Raw genomic sequence first — 18,817 nt, 5'->3', positions numbered from 1 at the left:
TGTCTTTTTATATAAACTTTAATTTTCGTTCTGTAAAACCCCTGCTACTTCTACTCCCTTTTTCTCTTCTTTTAAGAATAGCGATACGATAAAAGCAACAACAATAAAGACTAATCCAAGTGCAAATGCACCTTGGAATCCTGATGTTAAACCGTTTAACTTCTCTACTGGATCCATTGGATTTGCGGAGCGTTCCATATAGCTAGTTGTTCCTGAAGACATTTTCGAAATAAAGATAGCTGTACCAATTGCGCCAGCTACTTGCTGCAGTGTATTAAACAGCGCTGTTCCGTGCGGATATAGATCTGGTGTTAATTGATTTAACCCATATGTTTGTGCTGTCATTACAAACATGAGTCCAACCATTAATACGCTATGCATGACAATAATTTGTACCATTGATGTGTCAGGAGTAATGCCTTTAAATAAGAACATTGCAATCCCTACTAACACAATGCCAGGAACGATAACAACTTTCGGACTAAATTTATCAAATAGTTTTCCTGCAATTGGTCCCATTATGGCACTAATAATACTTCCAGGAAGCATTATTAGTCCTGATTTAAAGGCTGTAACGAGTAATACTGTTTGCAGGAACATCGGTAATAAAGTCATCGTTGAAAATAGCGACATCATAACAATGACGATTAATCCAACTGATAATGTAAACATCGGAACTTTAAATGCACGTAATTCTAAAATTGGATTCTCAATTTTTAATTGTCGCACGACAAAAATACATAGTGATATAAGCCCAACAATTAAAGCGCCGTACACTTTCGGATCGGGCCACCCTAAATCACCTGATGCACTAAAGCTATACACAATCCCGCCGAAGCCTAATGTTGATAAAAGAATAGATGGATAATCTACTTTCGGCCTTGTTAACTCTGAAACATTTTGAATGTACTTCATTCCAATTACAATGGAAATGATTACGATTGGAACGACAAAGTAAAATAACCAGCGCCAATTCAATGAATCAACGATTACTCCAGATAATGTAGGACCAATTGCTGGAGCTGACATCATAACGAGTGCGATTAATCCCATTGTGGCACCACGTTTTTCAGGTGGACAAATAATTAAAATCGTATTCATTAATAACGGTGAAATTAACCCCGTCGCTACTGCTTGGACGATACGGCCGACTAATAAAACGGAAAATGTCGGTGCAAATCCCGCAATTAATGTACCGACTAAAAACGTTACCATAGCGATCAAGAACATTTGTCTCGTTGTGAGCCATTGCTGAAGTAACGCTGTAATCGGGACTAAAACACCAACTACTAACATGTAAGCTGTAGAAAGCCATTGAATAGTTGAAGCTGTTACGTCAAATTCTTTCATTAATACCGTTAACGCATTACCAAGTAACGTTTCGTTTAATAATGCAACCATTGCCCCTAAAAGTAACGCAATTAAAATGGGGGTATGCTTCATATTAGAAGTATCAACTTTGCCATTTGTGGGGCTCTTAGTTGTTATATTCATGTATTCATTCTCCTCCTGTTTTTTACTTAAAAAGCTTTATATACACCGGAACACATGTAATATAATATACATATGTAGATTAAAAAGGGAGAATCAATTTTCAGCCACTGTATATTTAATCTACAAAAAAGGAGAATTGTAGATGAACGATAATGAAAAACAACTTGATTTACGTATTAGACGTACACATAAATTACTATGGAATTCCTTATTTGAATTAATGACGCAACCAAAACAAAAATATAGTGCCATCACCATTAACCAAATATGCGATCGCGCGATGGTACACCGAACAACCTTTTATAAACATTTTGAAGATAAAGATGCTTTATTAGCATTTGGATTTAAACGCTATGGCGAAATGATTGCTGAAATACCACTTTTAGATCGATTAAGTAAACCATTTCAAGTGATGGAACAATTCCTGCATCATGAAGAAATCTGTAAAATATTTGAGGCGCAAATGTCCGATGAACAATTCAATAGCCGCATGTATTATTTAAGCCACGAAACAAGAAAACAAGAAACAGAAGCGCTAAATCGCCTTTGTAAAAATCATACGATGCCAAATGATTTAATAACGGTATTTTATTCAGGAGTAATCACTTCATTAAGTGCGTGGTGGTTTCAAAACGAAAGAAAAGTTCCTGCAGCAGAAATGGATAGGCACTTCCACCAACTTATTAATCGGGATATTTTTCAGTTTGAAAAGGAATAACTTCAACATCAAAAAAACGCCCATATGAAATGGGCGTTTTGCATACTATTTATTCTCTTTTAACTTCTCTAACTCCAGTTGTACTTCTTCTTGCAAATTTTGATCTAACACTTCTTGTTGATTAGGAGACTTCAAATTATAAAAATAGTTACTAGCAGCTGTTTCTGCTTCTAGTTTTTGCACATACGATTCAATGCGTGCAAAGCCTTTCGCTGCACTTTCTGTATGGAAAGAATCAATTGCCGTGTTGCTCTCTTTTATCGCTCGCGCCGCATTTAACCGCGAAACAAGAACTAGTTCTTTATATTGCAACTCTCCATATTTCTTTTGCAATTTGTCAATTTGTTCATAAAGCGTCGCTGTCTGCTCTTTTGTTATTTCGTACTGCTTGCGATATAGCTCCGCTTTTTTCTCATTCACGATTTTTTCTTGCAGGGCTAACTGTGCCATTTGATCTTCTTCGCGTGATACTGCAAGCTCAGCTTGGCGAGTTCTCTTCGCAATAAGGGCATCCGTTTCTGAAATTAATGCTTCATATTTCTTCTCTAAATAATATTGATGAGCGAGTGCTTTTTGAGCTTTCGTAATTTGCTGTTCTGTTTCGCGAAGATATTGCTTTAACATGCTAACAGGATTTTCTACCTTATCTAACGTTTGATGCACATCCGCTACCACAATATTTTTAATACGTTTTAAAATACCCATTATTACTTCTCCTCCTTACGAATATTGCGTTCCCATTGATCTAAAATATCTACTTGTTGTTGTACTTGAAAATCGCTGTATAAATCTATATCAGTTGCCATTCTTTTTTCTTTAAACTTTTTATATGCCCAAACAATCGCTGCAACAAATGCAAGCATCGGAAGGACCGGTAATAAACCAATAACTAGAAGCAATATACCTGTCCACTTTTTAACCATATTCCCTTCAGACTTACGAAGCATGAACCATCCGAAAAGAACAAATCCAAACGCTAACAGGAATGGTACAAAGAATAAACCTTCAAACTCTTTTTCATGATGTTTTTCATGATGCTGATCGCGTTCAAAGTTATTACACTTTTCTTTTTGCGCGATGAAAGCTTCCCTTTCTTTATCGTGAGAAACAGTATACGCCGCTTGCTTATGCTTCTCATGGTCCCACCTTTCGAACTTCATACTATGTAATCCAAACAATAGTAATGCCAGAAGTAACGGAAGGATCAAAATCCATTTTAACCAACGCAATTTTTTACGTTTATTCTTTTTCATCTGCTCACCACCATCTATCATTCGTTTTGAAATAAGTAAAAAATGTATTACCTCCCTTTACCTTTGATACATATGAGTGTAAAACTTGGACGTGAGAAGAGGATGAAAGAAACATGATGAATATATGAGAAATATATAAGAAATTTCTCATAATCATTTCAAAACGAAAGAACCCAATCTCTCCATATAAAATAGAGAAATTGGGTTCTTTTTCATTATTTCTATTCACTTTAGAAACTTACATACCGATTTTCTTCAGATCCGAACTTTCAATAATTGGATGGAGAAAAAAGCGTCGATAAATTTTTGTTCCAAATATTCAGAATTGATATTAAAATAAACGATAGGGATAGGGGTATGGAATCATAAATTATACATAACGAGGGAATAGAAATGAAAATTCAATTAAAAGCTGATTTAATGCTACTACTAGTTACATTTTTTTGGGGTGCATCCATCCTACTTACAAAGCTTGGACTTGATGGCATAGAAGAATATAATTTAATCGCATTACGATTTATTATTGCCTTTCTTTTATCAGGTTTAATATTTTACAAACATTTATTCAAAGTCGATTTAAAAACTGTAAAATATGCCTTTATACTAGCTTCTGTTTTATTTATCGTTTACATTTTTGCGACGTTTGGCACAAAGTATACTAGTATCTCTAATGCTGGTTTCTTACTATGTCTCACAGTCATTTTCATTCCAATATTATCAGCTATATTTTTAAAACACATTCCTGAAAAGAAAGTTATAGTAGGAATCATTTTAACGATAATAGGAATCGGCTTATTAACATTAACTAGCGAATTCAAGATCGGTAATGGCGATATATTCTGCATATTATCTGCTTTATTTTATGCCATTCATGTCATCATTACTGGAAGTGTAACGAAACATGTGAACTCGATTGCGCTCGGGGTCATACAACTCGGTTTCGTCGGCCTATTTAGCCTTATTTTTTCATTCATTATAGAAACGCCAAAGCTTCCTGGCACGATCGACTCATGGCTAATCATCTTAGCCTTAAGCATATTTTGCACCGCAGTCGCATTCATCGTGCAAGTAATCGCCCAGCAATACACTACGCCTACCCATACAGGACTTATTTTTTCATTAGAACCTGTCTTTTCCGCAGGCTTTGCCTTCGTTTTCACAGGCGAAACGCTTACTGGGAAAGGATATTTAGGGGCGACGCTTATATTGTTAAGTGTGTTGATTGCTGAGTTGGATTTTAAGAGTTTGTTGAGGCCTAATTATAAGAAGAATATAGAGTAAACATTTCACTATGATCAATAAACATACCCCAGAAAAATATAAGTTTATATTATTTTCATTCTCTTAACTTAAATTTTCTTTTAAATGAGCCTTTTTTTAGATGCTATCTTCGAATAAGGTAGCATCTAAAAAATGTTAAAAGAAATTTCCCCCTAGTATCTTCTTATATTTTATGTAGCCTTCATATTTGACCTTTTCTACGTTCTTTGAAGTGAAGATGTTCAAAATTACTTACTGAATATAGTCATACAGATTTTTCGCTAACAATAAACAAGTTACTGTAATGAAAAGAGCACGAACATACCCGCTTCCTTTTTTTATAGCAAATTTGGAGCCAACAATCCCTCCAGCAATTTGAGCAATCCCCATTATAAAACCATACACATAGTTTACTTGCCCTACATACATAAACATCAACAATGCACCAACATTACTTCCTAAATTAAGAAGCTTCGCATTACCTGCTGCTTTTAAAAAATCATACCCAATAAATAAAAGAGAAAACATTAAAAACGAACCTGTGCCAGGACCTAGAAATCCATCATAAAAACCAATAGCAAAAACAAAAAAAGTAAAGATAATGACGTGTCGACCAGACAATTTTTTATGAGTGGAAATACTACCCCAATTCTTTTTGAATATCGTATAAATAGCAACCGCACCAAGCATGATCAGCATCAATGGCTTCAGTACTTCTGGGTTCATTAAATGAACGGTCCATGCACCTATTACGGAACCTATGAAAGTGAGTGGAAATAATTTAAACGCTGATTTCAAATCAAGGTTACCAGAACGATAAAACACAATATTACTAGTTGCACACCCCATTGTCGATGCTAGTTTATTCGTGGCTACTGCACTTGCTGGATTCAGTCCTGTAAATAATAAAGCTGGTAAAGCAATCAGTCCTCCACCACCTACAACTGAATCAATAAATGCAGCTAAAAATCCAAAAGCAATCAAAATAATTAATACTGATGGGTCTAAATAAAAATCCATACTATTAACCTCCCCTTTAGTCACTATTCGAATAGTAACTAATAATTTGCTAAATGTAAACAGTTATTGTAACGTTGAAATATAAAAGCAAACATCGGAGGACGAAAAAAGTGGACTACATAGTGCAACAGCTTAAAAAAATTGGTTTTAATGAATATGAAGCTAAATCTTATGTATCTCTTGTTAAACAGGGGCCTGTCACAGCCTACCAAGTGAGTAAGGATTCAGGTGTCCCAAGAGCACGAATTTATGAGATTTTGGGTAACCTTGTAGAAAAAGGAATTGTCATGAAGGAAGAAATAAATGATACCACTCGCTATTCACCTCTACCGGTTGAAGTCTTTTTACAGAAGGCTCAATCAGAATGGCAGTCTACTTATGAAGGAATCAGTGATTCATTAAAAAAACTAGAAACTTCCGAGGAAACAACGGATAATCGAGTGATTACTTTAAAAGACAATAAAACAATAATTAGCTACTGTCAGGCATTAATCAAAAAAGCAGAAAAACGTATTGTCATTTCGATGTGGGATGAGATGTACGAAGTATTAAAAGAAGAACTATCTGAGGTAGCCGATAAAGTCATGATACAAGGTATTACCCTACATGTTGAAAATCCCATTAAAAATCTAGAAGCCCATCGTATAACACCTTATACAGAAACCCTGTCTACAGAACATTGGTTTATTTTATCGATAGATTCTAAAGAGATGATTTATGGACCATCACTTGAGGAGCGTAATATTGCTTTTTATACAGATGACCCCGTTCATATATACCTATTAGAGGATTATGTATGGCATGATGTTTTAGTGAATCGACTTGTACGACGTAGCCAAGATGACTTGCAGCAATGGATTACTGCAGAGAGAAGATCTTTCTTTATGGAAAAATAAGAAGCATATTGAAAGAATCATAAAATAAAGCATAAGTGAATGAAATAGAACACTTATGCTTTATTTTATTTGCAAAGTGATACTCCAGTCTTTTCACTATTTCCCCTCCACAAACCGCCCAAACTCCTTCAAAAATCTTAGGTTAAAACTCCCCACAGGTCCATTCCGGTGCTTCGCCACATGAATCTCCGTCATCTCTTTCTGCTTCGTTTCCTTATCGTAATAATCTTCACGATACATAAGCATAATGACATCCGCATCTTGCTCAATTTGTCCTGTCTCTCTTAAATCGGATAAAAGCGGTCGCTTATCTTGACGTGACTCTACGGAACGAGACAATTGCGACAACGCTACTACACAAACATTTAAATCACGTGCTAACAACTTAAGCTTCCGTGAAATTTCACTAATCTCCTGAAATCGATTGCCCTTATGCTTCGGATCGCCCGTAATAAGCTGCAAATAATCTACAATGACTAAAAGCTTTTTATCACCGTGCTTCCTCTTTAACTTACGAGTTTGCATCCAAATATCTTGCACTGTAACGCCTGCATTATCGTAAATCTCAAGTGGTAGTTCCCCGATCTCCGCAAACGCCTTACTTACCTTTTCCCAGTCTTCCATCGCAAAACGGTGCTTCGGATTTTTCAGCCTACCTCCTGATACCTCGCCTACGCAAGACGCCATCCTTTTTAACAATTGCTTACTACTCATCTCTAATGAAAACAATCCAACCGCCGCTCCAGACTTCGCCGCATACAGTCCAACATTTAGCGCAAACGCAGTCTTCCCCATAGAAGGACGCGCTCCAAGAACAACAAAATCACCTTCCTGCAATCCGCACGTCATTTTATTTAGCGATATATAACCAGTCTCAATACCTGTAATCTCTTTCACATCTTGATGAAGCTCCTCATACAAACCAACTAACGCATCCTTCAAATCAAACTCACATACGCAGTCCTTTTCCTCTAACTCACAAAGTGCCGTAATCGTCTCACCAATAATTTTCTCATTCTTCTCCGCAATAAGACGCTCTCCCATCTTGTGTCCAAGAACACCCGCCTGATACATCTTCCAGGCACCTCGAACAAGCCCCTCATAATAAGAGAAGTTGCTAGTAGCAGGCACACTATCCATTAACCCTATAAAATACTCCATTCCCCCGATCCCCTTCAAAAAATTCGGATCCACCCTAGAAATGAATGTCACAAGATCAATCGGTTGCCCTTCCTCTTCCATTTTTCGCATTAACTGAAATATAGACTTGTGCACCGGCATAGAAAAATACTGCTCCGTCAAACGGCACTCCTTAATAAGCTCTCCATCCAGTAATAGAGAACCTAATACCGTCTTTTCCGCCTCCACATTTTGAATACTCACGGCCGCCACCCGCGCTCCGCTAAAAAGCGCTGCAACTCTTCCTCAGAAGGTGCATTCTTCTCCCACTCCTCACACTTCGCCAAAAAATTCTCCGTCTCCACCGTACTAACAGACGAATCCTTCTTCCGAAACCTTGCCGTATCCGCCTCAACCTCAGACACTTTCGTAAATCCTTTTCCGTGCCATCCCCGCAAAATCCCCTTCACATAAGCCATCTTCCGGTTTTTATTCTCATACGAAATTTGAAGAGCCTTCAGCACAAGCTCCTCTGACAAATCATTCATCCACGCATTCAATTCCTCTACCGTAAAAGGAGACAAACTACCAAAATGTTGTTCATAAAACGTGAACACCTTACTTCCCGTCTCTTCCTCTATAACCTCTTCTTTCTCTGCCTCCTCACAAACCGGCTCTACATCATCCACAGCCAAATCACCAGGCATACCGAAATGCGTTAAAAGCATCGGAACATTCAGCTCCTCCTCTACGCACTTACGAAGAAACATACGTACAAACTCCTTATTCTTCACACCCTTAAGCTCACGAAGCACACACTTCTCCACATTCGTATTCGTCACAGGATTATAACGAAGCCAATTTAAAATAAATAACTCCCTCGTCTCCGCATCATAAAGAATCTTTCCATAATCAATGAAGCGCTGCAAGAGCTTATCAACAGTCTCCCTGTTATAACCCGTCTCCATCTCAGCTAACCGCTTCGGAAAAGGAAAAATCCCACACTGCGTCGTCTTCGAACAAGTTAACAAATAAACATAAAAATACCGCTCCTCCGGCGTCAAATCCAAAACAAAATCATCCTGCCAAAAATTCACCTGCACATTACGATACACCGCCATTAAAGTTCCTCCCGCCCTCATTCAAAAATGAAAAATTCCTCTTTGTACTATATATAGGAAGGAGGTCCGGGTTTTTGGCGTGTTATTTCTAATTTTTTTTGACTACTACTACGGTGTTTGTTGGTGTTTTTGTTTTGTTGTGTTTTTTCTTAGTGATTTATTACTTGGGAGGGGCTAGTAAGGGGCTTATGAGGGTTAGTTATCGGTTACTTTGATTAGGAAGACTCGATCTGAGAAGCCGCCTCTTTCTTCTGCTTTCTTTTTACGAATGTTGTTGATTTCTTCTAGTGTTGTGCCTTCGTATTCGGCTAGGGCGTTTATTAGTTCTAGAAGATCGGATAGTTCTTCGAGTTTATGTTCTTTTGTGTCTGCTTCTAGGTATTCGGTTAGTTCCTCTTGTGTTTTTTTGCAGAGTTCTTTTATGTATTCGTCTTCAGATAGAATTCTTGTTGTTGGTGTTTTTCCGTTAGCTTTTATTATTTGTGGGATTTTATTTCGGATTAGTTTGTTGTAGGTTGGCATGTGGGTTTCCTCCGTTTGGTTTTTCTTCTATTATAATGGAAAAGCAGTTTAACTAGGGGTTAAACTGCTGCATTGCTTCTTTTATATAGTTTTCTTCTTCGGTTGTGAAGAAAGTTGGGAATTCGGATAATGACAATCATACATATGATGAAAAAGAAATAGATTACTTCAAAGAACTTATGTCCCAAAATGCCAAAAATCTAGCCATTACACACTTGATATCATAGTATAAAATATAATTAACCCCAAATTCACCATAATTAAATTAGTAATTCCGCATCAGCATAATATTTAATTCGTCCTCTTGTTTTATCTTTACTGATTTTATATGTTTCAATAAAAAATGTTTCAGGCTTCTTCAAGCCTACAATCACCAAAGGTACCGTCAATTGAGTATTTAAAGGCATTAAGTGCTCAATGTACTTTTCATACGTTCCAATTGCAGAGTCAAATCCTCCCGAATCTCTTAATTCATTGGTTGCAGAAATGATAATCCCTATTTTAGTTTGTACAGCTTTTTCAACATGATTTAATTCGCTTGCAATAACTGGTTTCATTAAATTCCATGCAATCGTCCCACTATGATTGAAAGCAACTTCTACAGAAATAATATCTTTAGCAAAGTCTAAACGCCATGCTTTATTTTTATATCTCTTATCCTTAAAAATATAACTTTCACTTTTCCATCCAAAGGTAGCCAATTGTTCCTTAATTAATTGATTAATTGCCTTTGATAAACTTTTGTTTGAACCAATATATTTTTGTCTATGAACTTGTAAGAGCATTTCATCTGTAATATTAGAAAGAGCTTTTTGAATTTCTAGCCAGGTGTTTGTAAATTCTGGGTTCGTTTCAAGTATATTTTGACCATGTCGATGTGAGTATACTATAAAATTCATTTGAAACCTCCTATGAAAATATAATTATATAGTACCATTTTCATAAAGAGGAATGAATCTACATAAGCCTTATTTATACTATTTCATGTAATTCTGCTCCTTTTCCAAGTTTCCACAAAATACAATTAGGATTATTGGTAACTAGCGAGATATTTATTCATAGTTTAGAAACCCATTGTGATTCTTACACAAAATGTATCGGTTCATAAAATACCTAAAAATTAATTTATACTCTTAACAATAAATAGAGAAGGAACAGAGTAAATTTATACACTCTGTCCCTTCTCTATTTTTTAAAACCAACTCAACTGCACAAAGTCTTTCATTTTTTCTTCTTCCTGGTTAATTTCTAAAATTCGCTCACCCATTCGTTCCACCAAGTCAACCACTAAAGCATTACCCATACAAAAGTATCTATTTCTTTGTGGCATTCCTGTATTCGTCCAGTCCATTGGGAAGCCATTTAACAACTCACATTCAGCTGGTGTCAAATATCTTAGCCTTTTTGTATAAGGATCTTCAATAACATGGGAACTTCTATTACATGTTCCTTCACTTGTTAACATTGTACGTCCAGGCTTATCTAAATCATCAGGGAATGCCATTCCTCCCTCAGAGTAGAAATATTTATGACCCGTCGCCTTTGATACTCTTTCTTCTTTTTTAGGACCTTTAAGATACTTAAGTTCCTCAAATTCCGTTCTTCCCTTTTTGTTAATCTTATCCATTTTCAAATAATATGATTCATCTGCTGGACCAAATTCAGCATATACTTTCTGAACAACCTCACCTAAAGTCTCTGGATTTTCAGTTACTGGAACTAATTCTTCCGTATATACTTGTCCATCTATCATCACACCTGAATTATAGTATTCAGCTTTAAATGTATCAGAAACCTCAATAATATCGACCGGCAACTCAAATTGCCCTCTTTTTTTGTTTTCTTTAGGTGCTTCATGCACATTGAAAATCGGAGCAAAGAATCCATTTTCACATAGTATTTCTAACGACTTCATTCCATTTTGAACAGATGCGAAATGAGATTCTTTTAAGTACGCAAAAATAAATACTCTTCGTCTTCTTTGTGAGTTTCCATAATCTGCGGCGTTAATAACTCTCCATTCCACTGCATAACCTGCATCTCTAAAGCTAGCCAGCATAATAGAAAAATCACGACCTCTTTGTTTTGCTGGTGACTTCAATAATCTATCTACATTCTCTAACAAAACAAATCTTGGCTTGCGAGAATTAACTATGTTCATTATCTCCCAAAAGAGAACACCTTTTTTCCCTTGTATTCCTTTTTCATTTGATAAAGTACGTGCTACAGAATAATCTTGGCAAGGAAAGCCTCCTACTAATAAGTCATGCTCAGGTATTTCCGGCCAAGCTTCCGCTATATCTCTATTTACATGTATTCCTTTATTTTCAAAGCGAGTTGCATAACAATTAAATGCATGTTGTGCTTTAGTTGAGGGCTCCCACTGGTTGCCCCAAAGAACTTCAAAGTTTTCGTTTGCTTCTAGTCCTAATCTAAAACCTCCTACTCCCGCGAAAAGTTCTACTACTTTCACCATAAATACACGAACATCCTTTCGGTATTTTATTTATCTATGCTTCATTATAATAAAAAGTGAGGAAAAGATCAACTATAACATTTCAAGAACCGTACTTTTTTACAATTCCTTTTTCTGGCTTGTGGCAATTAAGAAAACAGTTCGCCGCAATATCAATATTATAAAAGGAAACAGCTTCTCTTGAACAGATCCAATATAACAGTTATTTAATAGAACAAACTGCCTTTTCCTCCTTATAAATTTTACTTATATAAAATTGAAACAGCTTTTAATTATAGCATAACTTTATATGCAATGTTTTATAAAGGTATAACGCAGCAATAGATACAGAAAGGAGATTATTATGGACTACACTACAATAGAAGAACTAATGCAAAAAGCACATGAAGCTGAAGGAAAAACATTTGGTGAAATCGATACAACTGACAGACTCGCAAATGCAAAGTCAAAAGGTGGGCTAGGACAAGTAATTGAGGAAAGCTTTTTTGGATATGAAGTAAATTCAAACGCAGAAGCTGACTTTAAACACCTTGGTATTGAACTCAAAGTAACTGCATTTAAACAAAATAAAAACGGCTCATTATCAGCCAAAGAACGGCTAGTCTTAAATATTATCAACTATATGGAAGAAGTTCATACACACTTTGAGACATCAAGCTTTTGGAAAAAAAACGAAAAGCTACTACTAATGTTCTATGAATGGGTACCTGGCGTAGACCGTAAAGATTTTCATATTACAAAAAGTCTTCTGTTCACCTATCCTGAAGCTGATTTAGAAATAATTAAACAAGACTGGGAAACCATCGTAAATAAAATTCGTGCCGGCAAAGCACATGAATTATCCGAAGGTGATACAAACTATTTAGGAGCTTGTACAAAAGGTTCCAATAAAAATTCACTTCGCTCACAACCGTATTCTGAAATTCCAGCAATGCAAAGAGCTTTTTCGTTAAAGCCTTCTTATATGACAGCACTAGTTCGCAGGTATCACCTAAACGAAGAACTAGTAAGTTTTACAACAACAAATGAACTAAAAGGAAAATCTTTAGAAGAAATCCTTTACTCAAAATTTGAGAATTACATAGGCCTAACTGATCAAGAAATTGCTCAAAAATTATCTATCGATTACAAACCTACAACCAAGAGCTTTGTTCCGTTATTAGTAAGCTCTTTACTTGGTATTAAAGGAACTCGACTCGATAAAATTGAAGAATTTGCGAAAGCTAATATAGAATTTAAGACAATTCGTTTAGAGCCAAACGGAAAACCAGAACAAAGTATGTCATTTGAAACAATTGATTTTCATCAATGGACAAACGAATCATGGGAAGAAAGCGAAATTCGAGAACGCTTCTATCAAACCAAGTTTTTATTCGTAATTTTTGAATTTAACCAAACAAAAAAAGAAAACCCAAACCGTAAACTCTACTTTAAAGGTATTAAGCTTTGGAACATGCCTGTCCCTACAATAGAAAAAGAAATACGTGAACTATGGGAAGAAGTTAATAAAGTGATAAATGAAGGTATTCAAATTGAATACAAAACACGTGGTGATAAAGTCGTCGAAGCAAATAATCTACCAAAAATAAATTTCAACGGCGTCGCGCATATTAGACCAAAAGCTCGCGATGGTGCTGATAAAGTAACTTTACCTGATGGTCAGTACATTACAAAGCAGTGTTATTGGTTGAATAATTCTTATATTGCTTCTATTATTGCCAATAACGTTAACGAGTAATTTAGTTTAATCTACAATCCTTATACCGCAAAAAAACACCTCCTCACTTCACATGATTAGTACACACGGTGAGAAGGTATTTTTTCTATAAGAGAAGAGATTTACATAGCTTATTGTGGAAGTACTACCTCTCATCATTTCAAACCAATTCCTCCTACCAACTCACCATATCCTAAACTACTCTCCTCCAAAAACCCCCTCGTCTCCCCACTATCCTTATAAAAACTCTCCCAACCCCTCTCCCTCAAAATCCCCTTCCAACTCTCACTCTCCACCATTCTTTTAATAACACCATCCCAATAAGCAACCTCTTCCTCCGTCATATCTTTCGGACCCATAATCCCTTTCCAGTGCTGGAAGATGACGTCGATTCCTTGTTCTTTCCATGTTGGAATTTCAGGTAATCGGTCTAGCCGTTTTGGTGCGGATACGGCCAGTATTTTTATTTTGCCGGCTTTGTATTGTTTTTCGGCTTCGGATAGGGTCATGGTTGCGGTGCCTATTTGTTTGTTCGTTAGGGCATTTATGATTTTTTCTTTGTTTTCGTAGACGAAGAATTCTAGTTCGGCGGGGTTTATGCCGAATGCTTTGCTTACTTGTACGAATGATAGGTGATCGTCGTTTCCTAGGCCTGGGGCAACGCCGATTTTGAAGTTTTTCTTGTCTTGTTTTAATTGTTCCATTAGTTCGTTTGCGTTATCTACGCTAGAGTCTTTTGATACGACAACGACTTCCCAGTCTGATGCAAGTAGCGCGAGCGGTGTAAAGTCTTTATATGTTAGTTTACTGTGGCCTAGTAGGTTGTTCGTTATGAGTAAGCTTGAGTTAATCGCCAGTACGTGACCACCTTTTTGTTTCGTATATTTCCATCCGACATCACCACTGCCACCTATTTTATTTGTGACAGTGATTGGTTTTGTGAAGATTTTTTCTTCTGTCAGCGTTTTTTGCATCGCTCGTGCTGTTAAGTCCCATCCTGCTCCTTGAACGTTTGGCGCAACGATTTCTACTTTGTCGATGTTCACTTTATTCGTATGGGATTTTTCCGAGGAACAACCAGCTATTACTCCTGTCATGATCCATATACATAGTAATAATCGTTTTTTCATAGTCCTCGTCCTATTCGATATTTTCGTTCTGGTCGCCCGATAATGCCGTATGTATACTCTACTGTGCATTCGTTTGTCGCTACTAAGTATTCTAAATATCTTCTCGCGGTTGTTCTAGAAGCTCCCATTTGTTCTCCCATTTCTTCTATTGTAATGCCCTCTTCGAATCCTTTTATAATTCCTTTCACTTTTTGAAGTGTTAACGGATCAACACCTGTCGGTAAGTTTTTCATATCTTGCATTTGCGAAGTACCGAAAAAGTTATCGATGAGTGCTTGATTTACTTCATTGTTACTATGTAATAATTGCTTCTTTCTTTTATAGTCTTCAATTGTACGGACAAATTTTTCTAACGTGACCGGTTTTATAAGGTAGTTGCTTACGCCGTTTCGAATTGCTTTTTCTAGCATATGGTTTTCATTCGCTGCTGTAATCATAATGACGTCAACGTTTGGAAAATCAGCATGGATTTGTGGTAATAAGTCTGTTCCGATTCCATCTGGTAAATAGTTATCTAATAGAAGTAAATCGATTTCTTCCTTTTGTAGTAGTTCCATCGTTTCTTTTGCGTTCAATGCTTTTCCGATCACTTTTACATCTTTTATTTTTGATAAAAACTCTTCCTGAATTTGCGCTACGCGGAAATCATCTTCTGCAATTGCGACCTTCAACATATGTCCATCCCCCTGTTTGTTATGTACTTTCTCTCAATGTTTTCGGAAGGTAAATTGTAAAAATAGCTCCCCCATTTTTCTCGTTTTGAATTTCAATTGTTCCTTCTAGTAGATCTACCATTTCTTTCACGTTTGCTAGTCCGTAACCACGGTCATTTCCTTTCGTTGAAAATCCTTTTTGAAAAATAGTTGCGATTTTTTCTGCTGGTACTCCTATCCCGCTATCTATCACTTCAAAAACGATATCGTGCCCAATATCCGTAACAAAGAACGAAACACTCTTTTCCTCTCGTTCACTCACCGCATCAAACGCATTGTCGATTATGTTTCCAACAATCGTAATGAGGTGTGAAACTTTTATATGGTCTGGTAATGGCTGAAGAGCACTATCTCCCTCAATATGAAAATCAATTTTCTTTTCAGACGCTGTTCCGAGTTTCCCTAATAAAATAGCTTGTACTTTCGCATCGTGAATTTGATGAAATAAAATATGGTTTTGGCTTTGATGAATAGTAGATTCTTGTTGGATAAATTCAATCGCTTCTCTGTAGTGCCCTAACTGCAATAAACCTGATAAAACGAAAAGTTTATTTGTAAATTCATGCGTTTGAGCGCGTAAGTCCTCTGAATACTTTCTTACCTCAGATATTGTGTTCACAAGGTTTTGCAATTCGGTTTTATCTCTAAAACTACATACAATACCTACTGTACTGTTATTTTCGAGTATCGGTGTCATGTTTAAAATAAACACTTTATCTTGAAACGCGATTTCTTGATCGTTTTCTAACACTCTTTCCATATTAAAATTCGGTAAAACTCTTGAAATGTGCTGATGCATATAATCATCACTTACATGCAGCATTTCTTCTGCCGAAGTGTTCATCATCGTAATAAAACCGTTTTGATCAATGGCGATAATTCCTTCTTTTATAGATAGTAGTATTGCGCTTCGTTCCCGATATAGCGCTGCGATTTCATTCGGTTCTAGACCGAGTGTATCTTTCCTGATACTACGTGCTAAAAGAATGCCACCAACAATTCCGGCTAATAACACCGCTAAGGAGAAGAGGATAATTTCTTTCGTTCTGCTCAATATGTTAGATTCAATACCTTTTATTAAAAACTCTACTGTCACAACGCCTACGACTTGATCATAGTCTCCGTTATGAATAATAATAGGTGCTTTCGCCATTAAAGCCGGGCCACTTGCACCATTTCCTTCGAGCGTATAATAGCCACCAAAAGTGAGTGCTTCATAGTTATATGGATTGTTACTCTTTGTACCAATCAACTCCGAATTAGAATGCGAATACATAACCCCATAGCGATCTTCCACAATTACATAATCTGCACCAGCTTGCTCACGAACTTGTTCCGCAATGGATTGAATGGTACTTTTATGCTCGTTATATTGAAAAGCATCTTTTATAGCTGGCATAAAAGAAAGTGACTTCGCCGTTTGCAGAGCTAATTGTTCCACTTGGCGCTTCGTATCAACGGACTGAATGTAAACAAATATTCCGGCTAATAGGAGAACGACAAATAAAATTAACGTAATAATTAAGCTTACTATTTTCGTTTGTAATGACACTTTGCGTGATTTCTTCATACTCCATATCCTTTGAAAAAATATTCAAAACTATCAATCTCCTTTTTCTATTATTATGACAAAACTAATAATGAAGCAACTATTAAAACTCTTCATGTACATAAAGTACAAAAAGAATAAAATTGTCATAATATTGAGATTTTAGTCCATGAACAGTACAATTCAACTATATTGAACGCGCTTTCATAATTGTCATTTTATTTATAAGCAAGAGGAGGAATTATTATGGCTCAAGCAAAATCTAACCGAGTCGCCGGCAATATCTTTAAAGGTTCCGTCGGCAATTTAATTGAATGGTACGACTGGTACGTTTACTCTGCTTTTGCTGTTTATTTTTCAGCAGAATTCTTTCCTAAAGGAGATCCAACGAGTCAGTTACTGAACACAGCAGCTATTTTCGCAGTTGGATTTTTAATGCGCCCTATCGGAAGTTTGCTAATGGGACGTTATGCAGATCGGCACGGACGCCGGGCAGCATTAACGCTTTCCATTACAGTTATGGCCGGTGGTTCTTTAATTATCGCCTGTACACCTAGTTACGAAAGCATCGGTATTATGGCGCCAATTATTTTAGTTCTCGCTCGTTTACTGCAAGGGTTGTCACTCGGCGGAGAGTATGGAACTTCCGCAACGTATTTATCTGAAATGGCTAGTAGTGGACGCCGTGGCTTTTATTCAAGTTTCCAATATGTAACGCTCGTTGCTGGACAGATGGTTGCGTTAGGCGTTCAAATTGTTCTTCAGCAATTACTAAGCGAACCAGATATGAAAGCTTGGGGATGGCGTATTCCATTCATTATTGGAGCAATGGGCGCAGTAGCTGTATTATGGCTTCGCCGTACGATGGATGAATCGGAGCAGTTCTCAAAAATGGAATCTAAAAACCGCGAAAACGCAGGAACAATTCGCGCTCTTATGAAGCATCCGAAAGCAGTATTAACTGTAGTCGGCCTAACACTTGGAGGCACTGTTGCATTCTATACGTACACAACATATTTACAAAAATTCATGGTAAACACAGTCGGTCTTCCGAAAGAAATTGTAAGCTGGATTAACTTTGTCGCACTACTTATATTCGTTGTACTTCAGCCAATTGCAGGGCTATTATCTGATAAAATCGGACGCCGCCCACTATTAATGGCTTTCGGTATTCTCGGAACTTTACTCACAGCACCAATCTTCTTCTTTATGGAAAAAACGACAGAACCAATTGTAGCATTCTTACTCATGATGGTCGGCCTCATTATCGTTACTGGTTACACTTCCATTAACGCAATTGTAAAAGCCGAACTCTTCCCAACTGAAATTCGCGCACTAGGCGTAGGTTTACCGTATGCACTAACTGTTGCGATATTTGGCGGAACAGCCGAGTTCATCGCATTATGGCTAAAGAGTATCGGAATGGAATCACTATTCTACTTCTATGTAGCTGGATGTATCGCGATAAGCTTTATTACGTATTGGCGTATGGATGAGTCATCGAAGACTTCGCAGATTGAGGCGGAGCTTAATGGTGGAGATACACTAGCTAATAATAAATCTAGTTAAAATTACGTATGCTATGTTCTTCGTTTACCTGAACTCGATTTTCTTTATCTAAAAAAGCATAATTCATTAATATACAATTTAAAAACCTCTACTTATATGTAGAGGTTTTTGTATGACGAAAAAACACGTAGTTCCATTGTTATTTTACAAACCCCAAATTCTTCCTCATCTTAAAGTGGAACAAATTTATTACTTAGAGTGTCTAATAAGTGTATTTCTAATATGAGTTGTCCAGATTGGATAGAACATATCCCGTTTGA

The 18,817-nt window shown here is 36.6% G+C and carries 17 protein-coding genes and 1 pseudogene; 5 read left to right on the top strand and 13 right to left on the bottom strand.

The features are described from left to right. Positions 1-18: 18 nt before the first annotated feature. Entirely contained in the window at positions 19-1,494 is a 1,476-nt protein-coding gene (locus BAU27_RS24805; RefSeq protein ID WP_083596150.1) for an MDR family MFS transporter, read from the bottom strand. 142 nt (positions 1,495-1,636) lie between these two features. Between BAU27_RS24805 and BAU27_RS24800 the strand changes: the two genes are divergently transcribed. After that, positions 1,637-2,212 (top strand): TetR/AcrR family transcriptional regulator, encoded by a 576-nt coding sequence (locus BAU27_RS24800; protein WP_071772291.1) that lies wholly within the window; start codon positions 1,637-1,639, stop codon positions 2,210-2,212. Positions 2,213-2,257: 45 nt separating this feature from the next. Here BAU27_RS24800 and BAU27_RS24795 read toward each other — a convergent pair whose 3' ends face one another. Beyond that, positions 2,258-2,917, bottom strand: coding sequence for a PspA/IM30 family protein (locus BAU27_RS24795; RefSeq protein WP_071772290.1), 660 nt, complete (start codon positions 2,915-2,917; stop codon positions 2,258-2,260). 2 nt (positions 2,918-2,919) lie between these two features. Then, positions 2,920-3,465, bottom strand: coding sequence for a hypothetical protein (locus BAU27_RS24790; RefSeq protein ID WP_071772340.1), 546 nt, complete (start codon positions 3,463-3,465; stop codon positions 2,920-2,922). 393 nt (positions 3,466-3,858) lie between these two features. Here BAU27_RS24790 and BAU27_RS24785 point away from each other — a divergent pair, with 393 nt between their 5' ends. Beyond that, positions 3,859-4,746, top strand: a complete 888-nt coding sequence (locus tag BAU27_RS24785) for a DMT family transporter (RefSeq protein WP_071772289.1) — start codon at positions 3,859-3,861, stop codon at positions 4,744-4,746. Between the two features lie 231 nt (positions 4,747-4,977). On the opposite strand, the gene BAU27_RS24780 is transcribed toward BAU27_RS24785, so the two are convergent. Next, positions 4,978-5,745: a TSUP family transporter gene (locus BAU27_RS24780; RefSeq protein ID WP_071772288.1), complete on the bottom strand. Its 768-nt coding sequence runs from the start codon at positions 5,743-5,745 to the stop codon at positions 4,978-4,980. 110 nt (positions 5,746-5,855) lie between these two features. Between BAU27_RS24780 and BAU27_RS24775 the strand changes: the two genes are divergently transcribed. Further along, positions 5,856-6,641, top strand: a complete 786-nt coding sequence (locus tag BAU27_RS24775; RefSeq protein WP_071772287.1) for a TrmB family transcriptional regulator — start codon at positions 5,856-5,858, stop codon at positions 6,639-6,641. A gap of 96 nt (positions 6,642-6,737) precedes the next feature. On the opposite strand, the gene dnaB is transcribed toward BAU27_RS24775, so the two are convergent. From dnaB to dcm, 6 genes and pseudogenes are all read right to left on the bottom strand, one after another. Further along, on the bottom strand, positions 6,738-8,024 hold the full coding sequence (dnaB, locus tag BAU27_RS24770) for a replicative DNA helicase (RefSeq protein WP_071772286.1): 1,287 nt from the start codon (positions 8,022-8,024) through the stop codon (positions 6,738-6,740). After that, positions 8,021-8,881, bottom strand: coding sequence for a DnaD domain-containing protein (locus BAU27_RS24765; protein ID WP_071772285.1), 861 nt, complete (start codon positions 8,879-8,881; stop codon positions 8,021-8,023). The genes dnaB and BAU27_RS24765 overlap by 4 nt, the downstream gene beginning before the upstream one ends. 195 nt (positions 8,882-9,076) lie before the next feature. Continuing rightward, the gene (locus tag BAU27_RS24760; protein WP_071772284.1) at positions 9,077-9,403 is read right to left on the bottom strand and encodes a nucleoside triphosphate pyrophosphohydrolase; all 327 of its coding nucleotides are present in this window, start codon (positions 9,401-9,403) and stop codon (positions 9,077-9,079) included. 52 nt (positions 9,404-9,455) lie between these two features. Then, positions 9,456-9,539: pseudogene (locus tag BAU27_RS32005) on the bottom strand (MerR family transcriptional regulator); the annotation flags it as partial. A gap of 124 nt (positions 9,540-9,663) precedes the next feature. Beyond that, positions 9,664-10,302 (bottom strand): BglII/BstYI family type II restriction endonuclease, encoded by a 639-nt coding sequence (locus BAU27_RS24755; protein ID WP_001009462.1) that lies wholly within the window; start codon positions 10,300-10,302, stop codon positions 9,664-9,666. A 293-nt stretch (positions 10,303-10,595) separates the two neighbouring features. After that, complete coding sequence (gene dcm, locus BAU27_RS24750) at positions 10,596-11,879, bottom strand: DNA (cytosine-5-)-methyltransferase (protein ID WP_071772283.1); 1,284 nt, start codon at positions 11,877-11,879, stop codon at positions 10,596-10,598. Between the two features lie 343 nt (positions 11,880-12,222). Here dcm and BAU27_RS24745 point away from each other — a divergent pair, with 343 nt between their 5' ends. Then, positions 12,223-13,617, top strand: a complete 1,395-nt coding sequence (locus tag BAU27_RS24745; protein WP_071772282.1) for a Sau3AI family type II restriction endonuclease — start codon at positions 12,223-12,225, stop codon at positions 13,615-13,617. Between the two features lie 134 nt (positions 13,618-13,751). Here the strand turns inward: BAU27_RS24745 and BAU27_RS24740 are convergent, their stop codons facing one another. Genes BAU27_RS24740 through BAU27_RS24730 form a run of 3 tightly spaced genes read right to left on the bottom strand, consistent with a single transcriptional unit; the run spans position 13,752 to position 17,009 of the window. After that, complete coding sequence (locus BAU27_RS24740; protein WP_071772281.1) at positions 13,752-14,726, bottom strand: tripartite tricarboxylate transporter substrate binding protein; 975 nt, start codon at positions 14,724-14,726, stop codon at positions 13,752-13,754. Then, entirely contained in the window at positions 14,723-15,400 is a 678-nt protein-coding gene (locus tag BAU27_RS24735) for a response regulator (RefSeq protein WP_071772280.1), read from the bottom strand. The genes BAU27_RS24740 and BAU27_RS24735 overlap by 4 nt, the downstream gene beginning before the upstream one ends. Positions 15,401-15,419: 19 nt before the next feature. Next, positions 15,420-17,009: an ATP-binding protein gene (locus tag BAU27_RS24730; RefSeq protein ID WP_071772279.1), complete on the bottom strand. Its 1,590-nt coding sequence runs from the start codon at positions 17,007-17,009 to the stop codon at positions 15,420-15,422. 225 nt (positions 17,010-17,234) lie between these two features. On the opposite strand from BAU27_RS24730, the gene BAU27_RS24725 reads away from it, so the two are divergent. Beyond that, entirely contained in the window at positions 17,235-18,557 is a 1,323-nt protein-coding gene (locus BAU27_RS24725; RefSeq protein WP_071772278.1) for an MFS transporter, read from the top strand. The last annotated feature ends 260 nt before the right edge of the window (positions 18,558-18,817 follow it).

Source organism: Bacillus sp. NH11B (genome assembly GCF_001884205.1).
Taxonomy (GTDB): Bacteria; Bacillota; Bacilli; order Bacillales; family Bacillaceae_G; genus Bacillus_A; species Bacillus_A proteolyticus.
The sequence above is the reverse complement of the archived record's forward strand: the minus strand, read 5'-3'. Positions and strand labels throughout refer to the sequence as shown.

Coding starts and splice junctions, on each gene's coding strand:
- BAU27_RS24725 (WP_071772278.1), top strand. CDS start 17,235: ATGGCTCAAGCAAAATCTAACCGAGTCGCCGGCAATATCTTTAAAGGT.
- BAU27_RS24735 (WP_071772280.1), bottom strand. CDS start 15,400: ATGTTGAAGGTCGCAATTGCAGAAGATGATTTCCGCGTAGCGCAAATT.
- BAU27_RS24765 (WP_071772285.1), bottom strand. CDS start 8,881: ATGGCGGTGTATCGTAATGTGCAGGTGAATTTTTGGCAGGATGATTTT.
- BAU27_RS24740 (WP_071772281.1), bottom strand. CDS start 14,726: ATGAAAAAACGATTATTACTATGTATATGGATCATGACAGGAGTAATA.
- BAU27_RS24760 (WP_071772284.1), bottom strand. CDS start 9,403: ATGCCAACCTACAACAAACTAATCCGAAATAAAATCCCACAAATAATA.
- BAU27_RS24805 (WP_083596150.1), bottom strand. CDS start 1,494: ATGAATATAACAACTAAGAGCCCCACAAATGGCAAAGTTGATACTTCT.
- BAU27_RS24745 (WP_071772282.1), top strand. CDS start 12,223: ATGGACTACACTACAATAGAAGAACTAATGCAAAAAGCACATGAAGCT.
- BAU27_RS24800 (WP_071772291.1), top strand. CDS start 1,637: ATGAACGATAATGAAAAACAACTTGATTTACGTATTAGACGTACACAT.
- BAU27_RS24780 (WP_071772288.1), bottom strand. CDS start 5,745: ATGGATTTTTATTTAGACCCATCAGTATTAATTATTTTGATTGCTTTT.
- BAU27_RS24730 (WP_071772279.1), bottom strand. CDS start 17,009: ATGAAGAAATCACGCAAAGTGTCATTACAAACGAAAATAGTAAGCTTA.
- BAU27_RS24755 (WP_001009462.1), bottom strand. CDS start 10,302: ATGAATTTTATAGTATACTCACATCGACATGGTCAAAATATACTTGAA.
- BAU27_RS24795 (WP_071772290.1), bottom strand. CDS start 2,917: ATGGGTATTTTAAAACGTATTAAAAATATTGTGGTAGCGGATGTGCAT.
- BAU27_RS24785 (WP_071772289.1), top strand. CDS start 3,859: ATGAAAATTCAATTAAAAGCTGATTTAATGCTACTACTAGTTACATTT.
- dcm (WP_071772283.1), bottom strand. CDS start 11,879: ATGGTGAAAGTAGTAGAACTTTTCGCGGGAGTAGGAGGTTTTAGATTA.
- BAU27_RS24790 (WP_071772340.1), bottom strand. CDS start 3,465: ATGAAAAAGAATAAACGTAAAAAATTGCGTTGGTTAAAATGGATTTTG.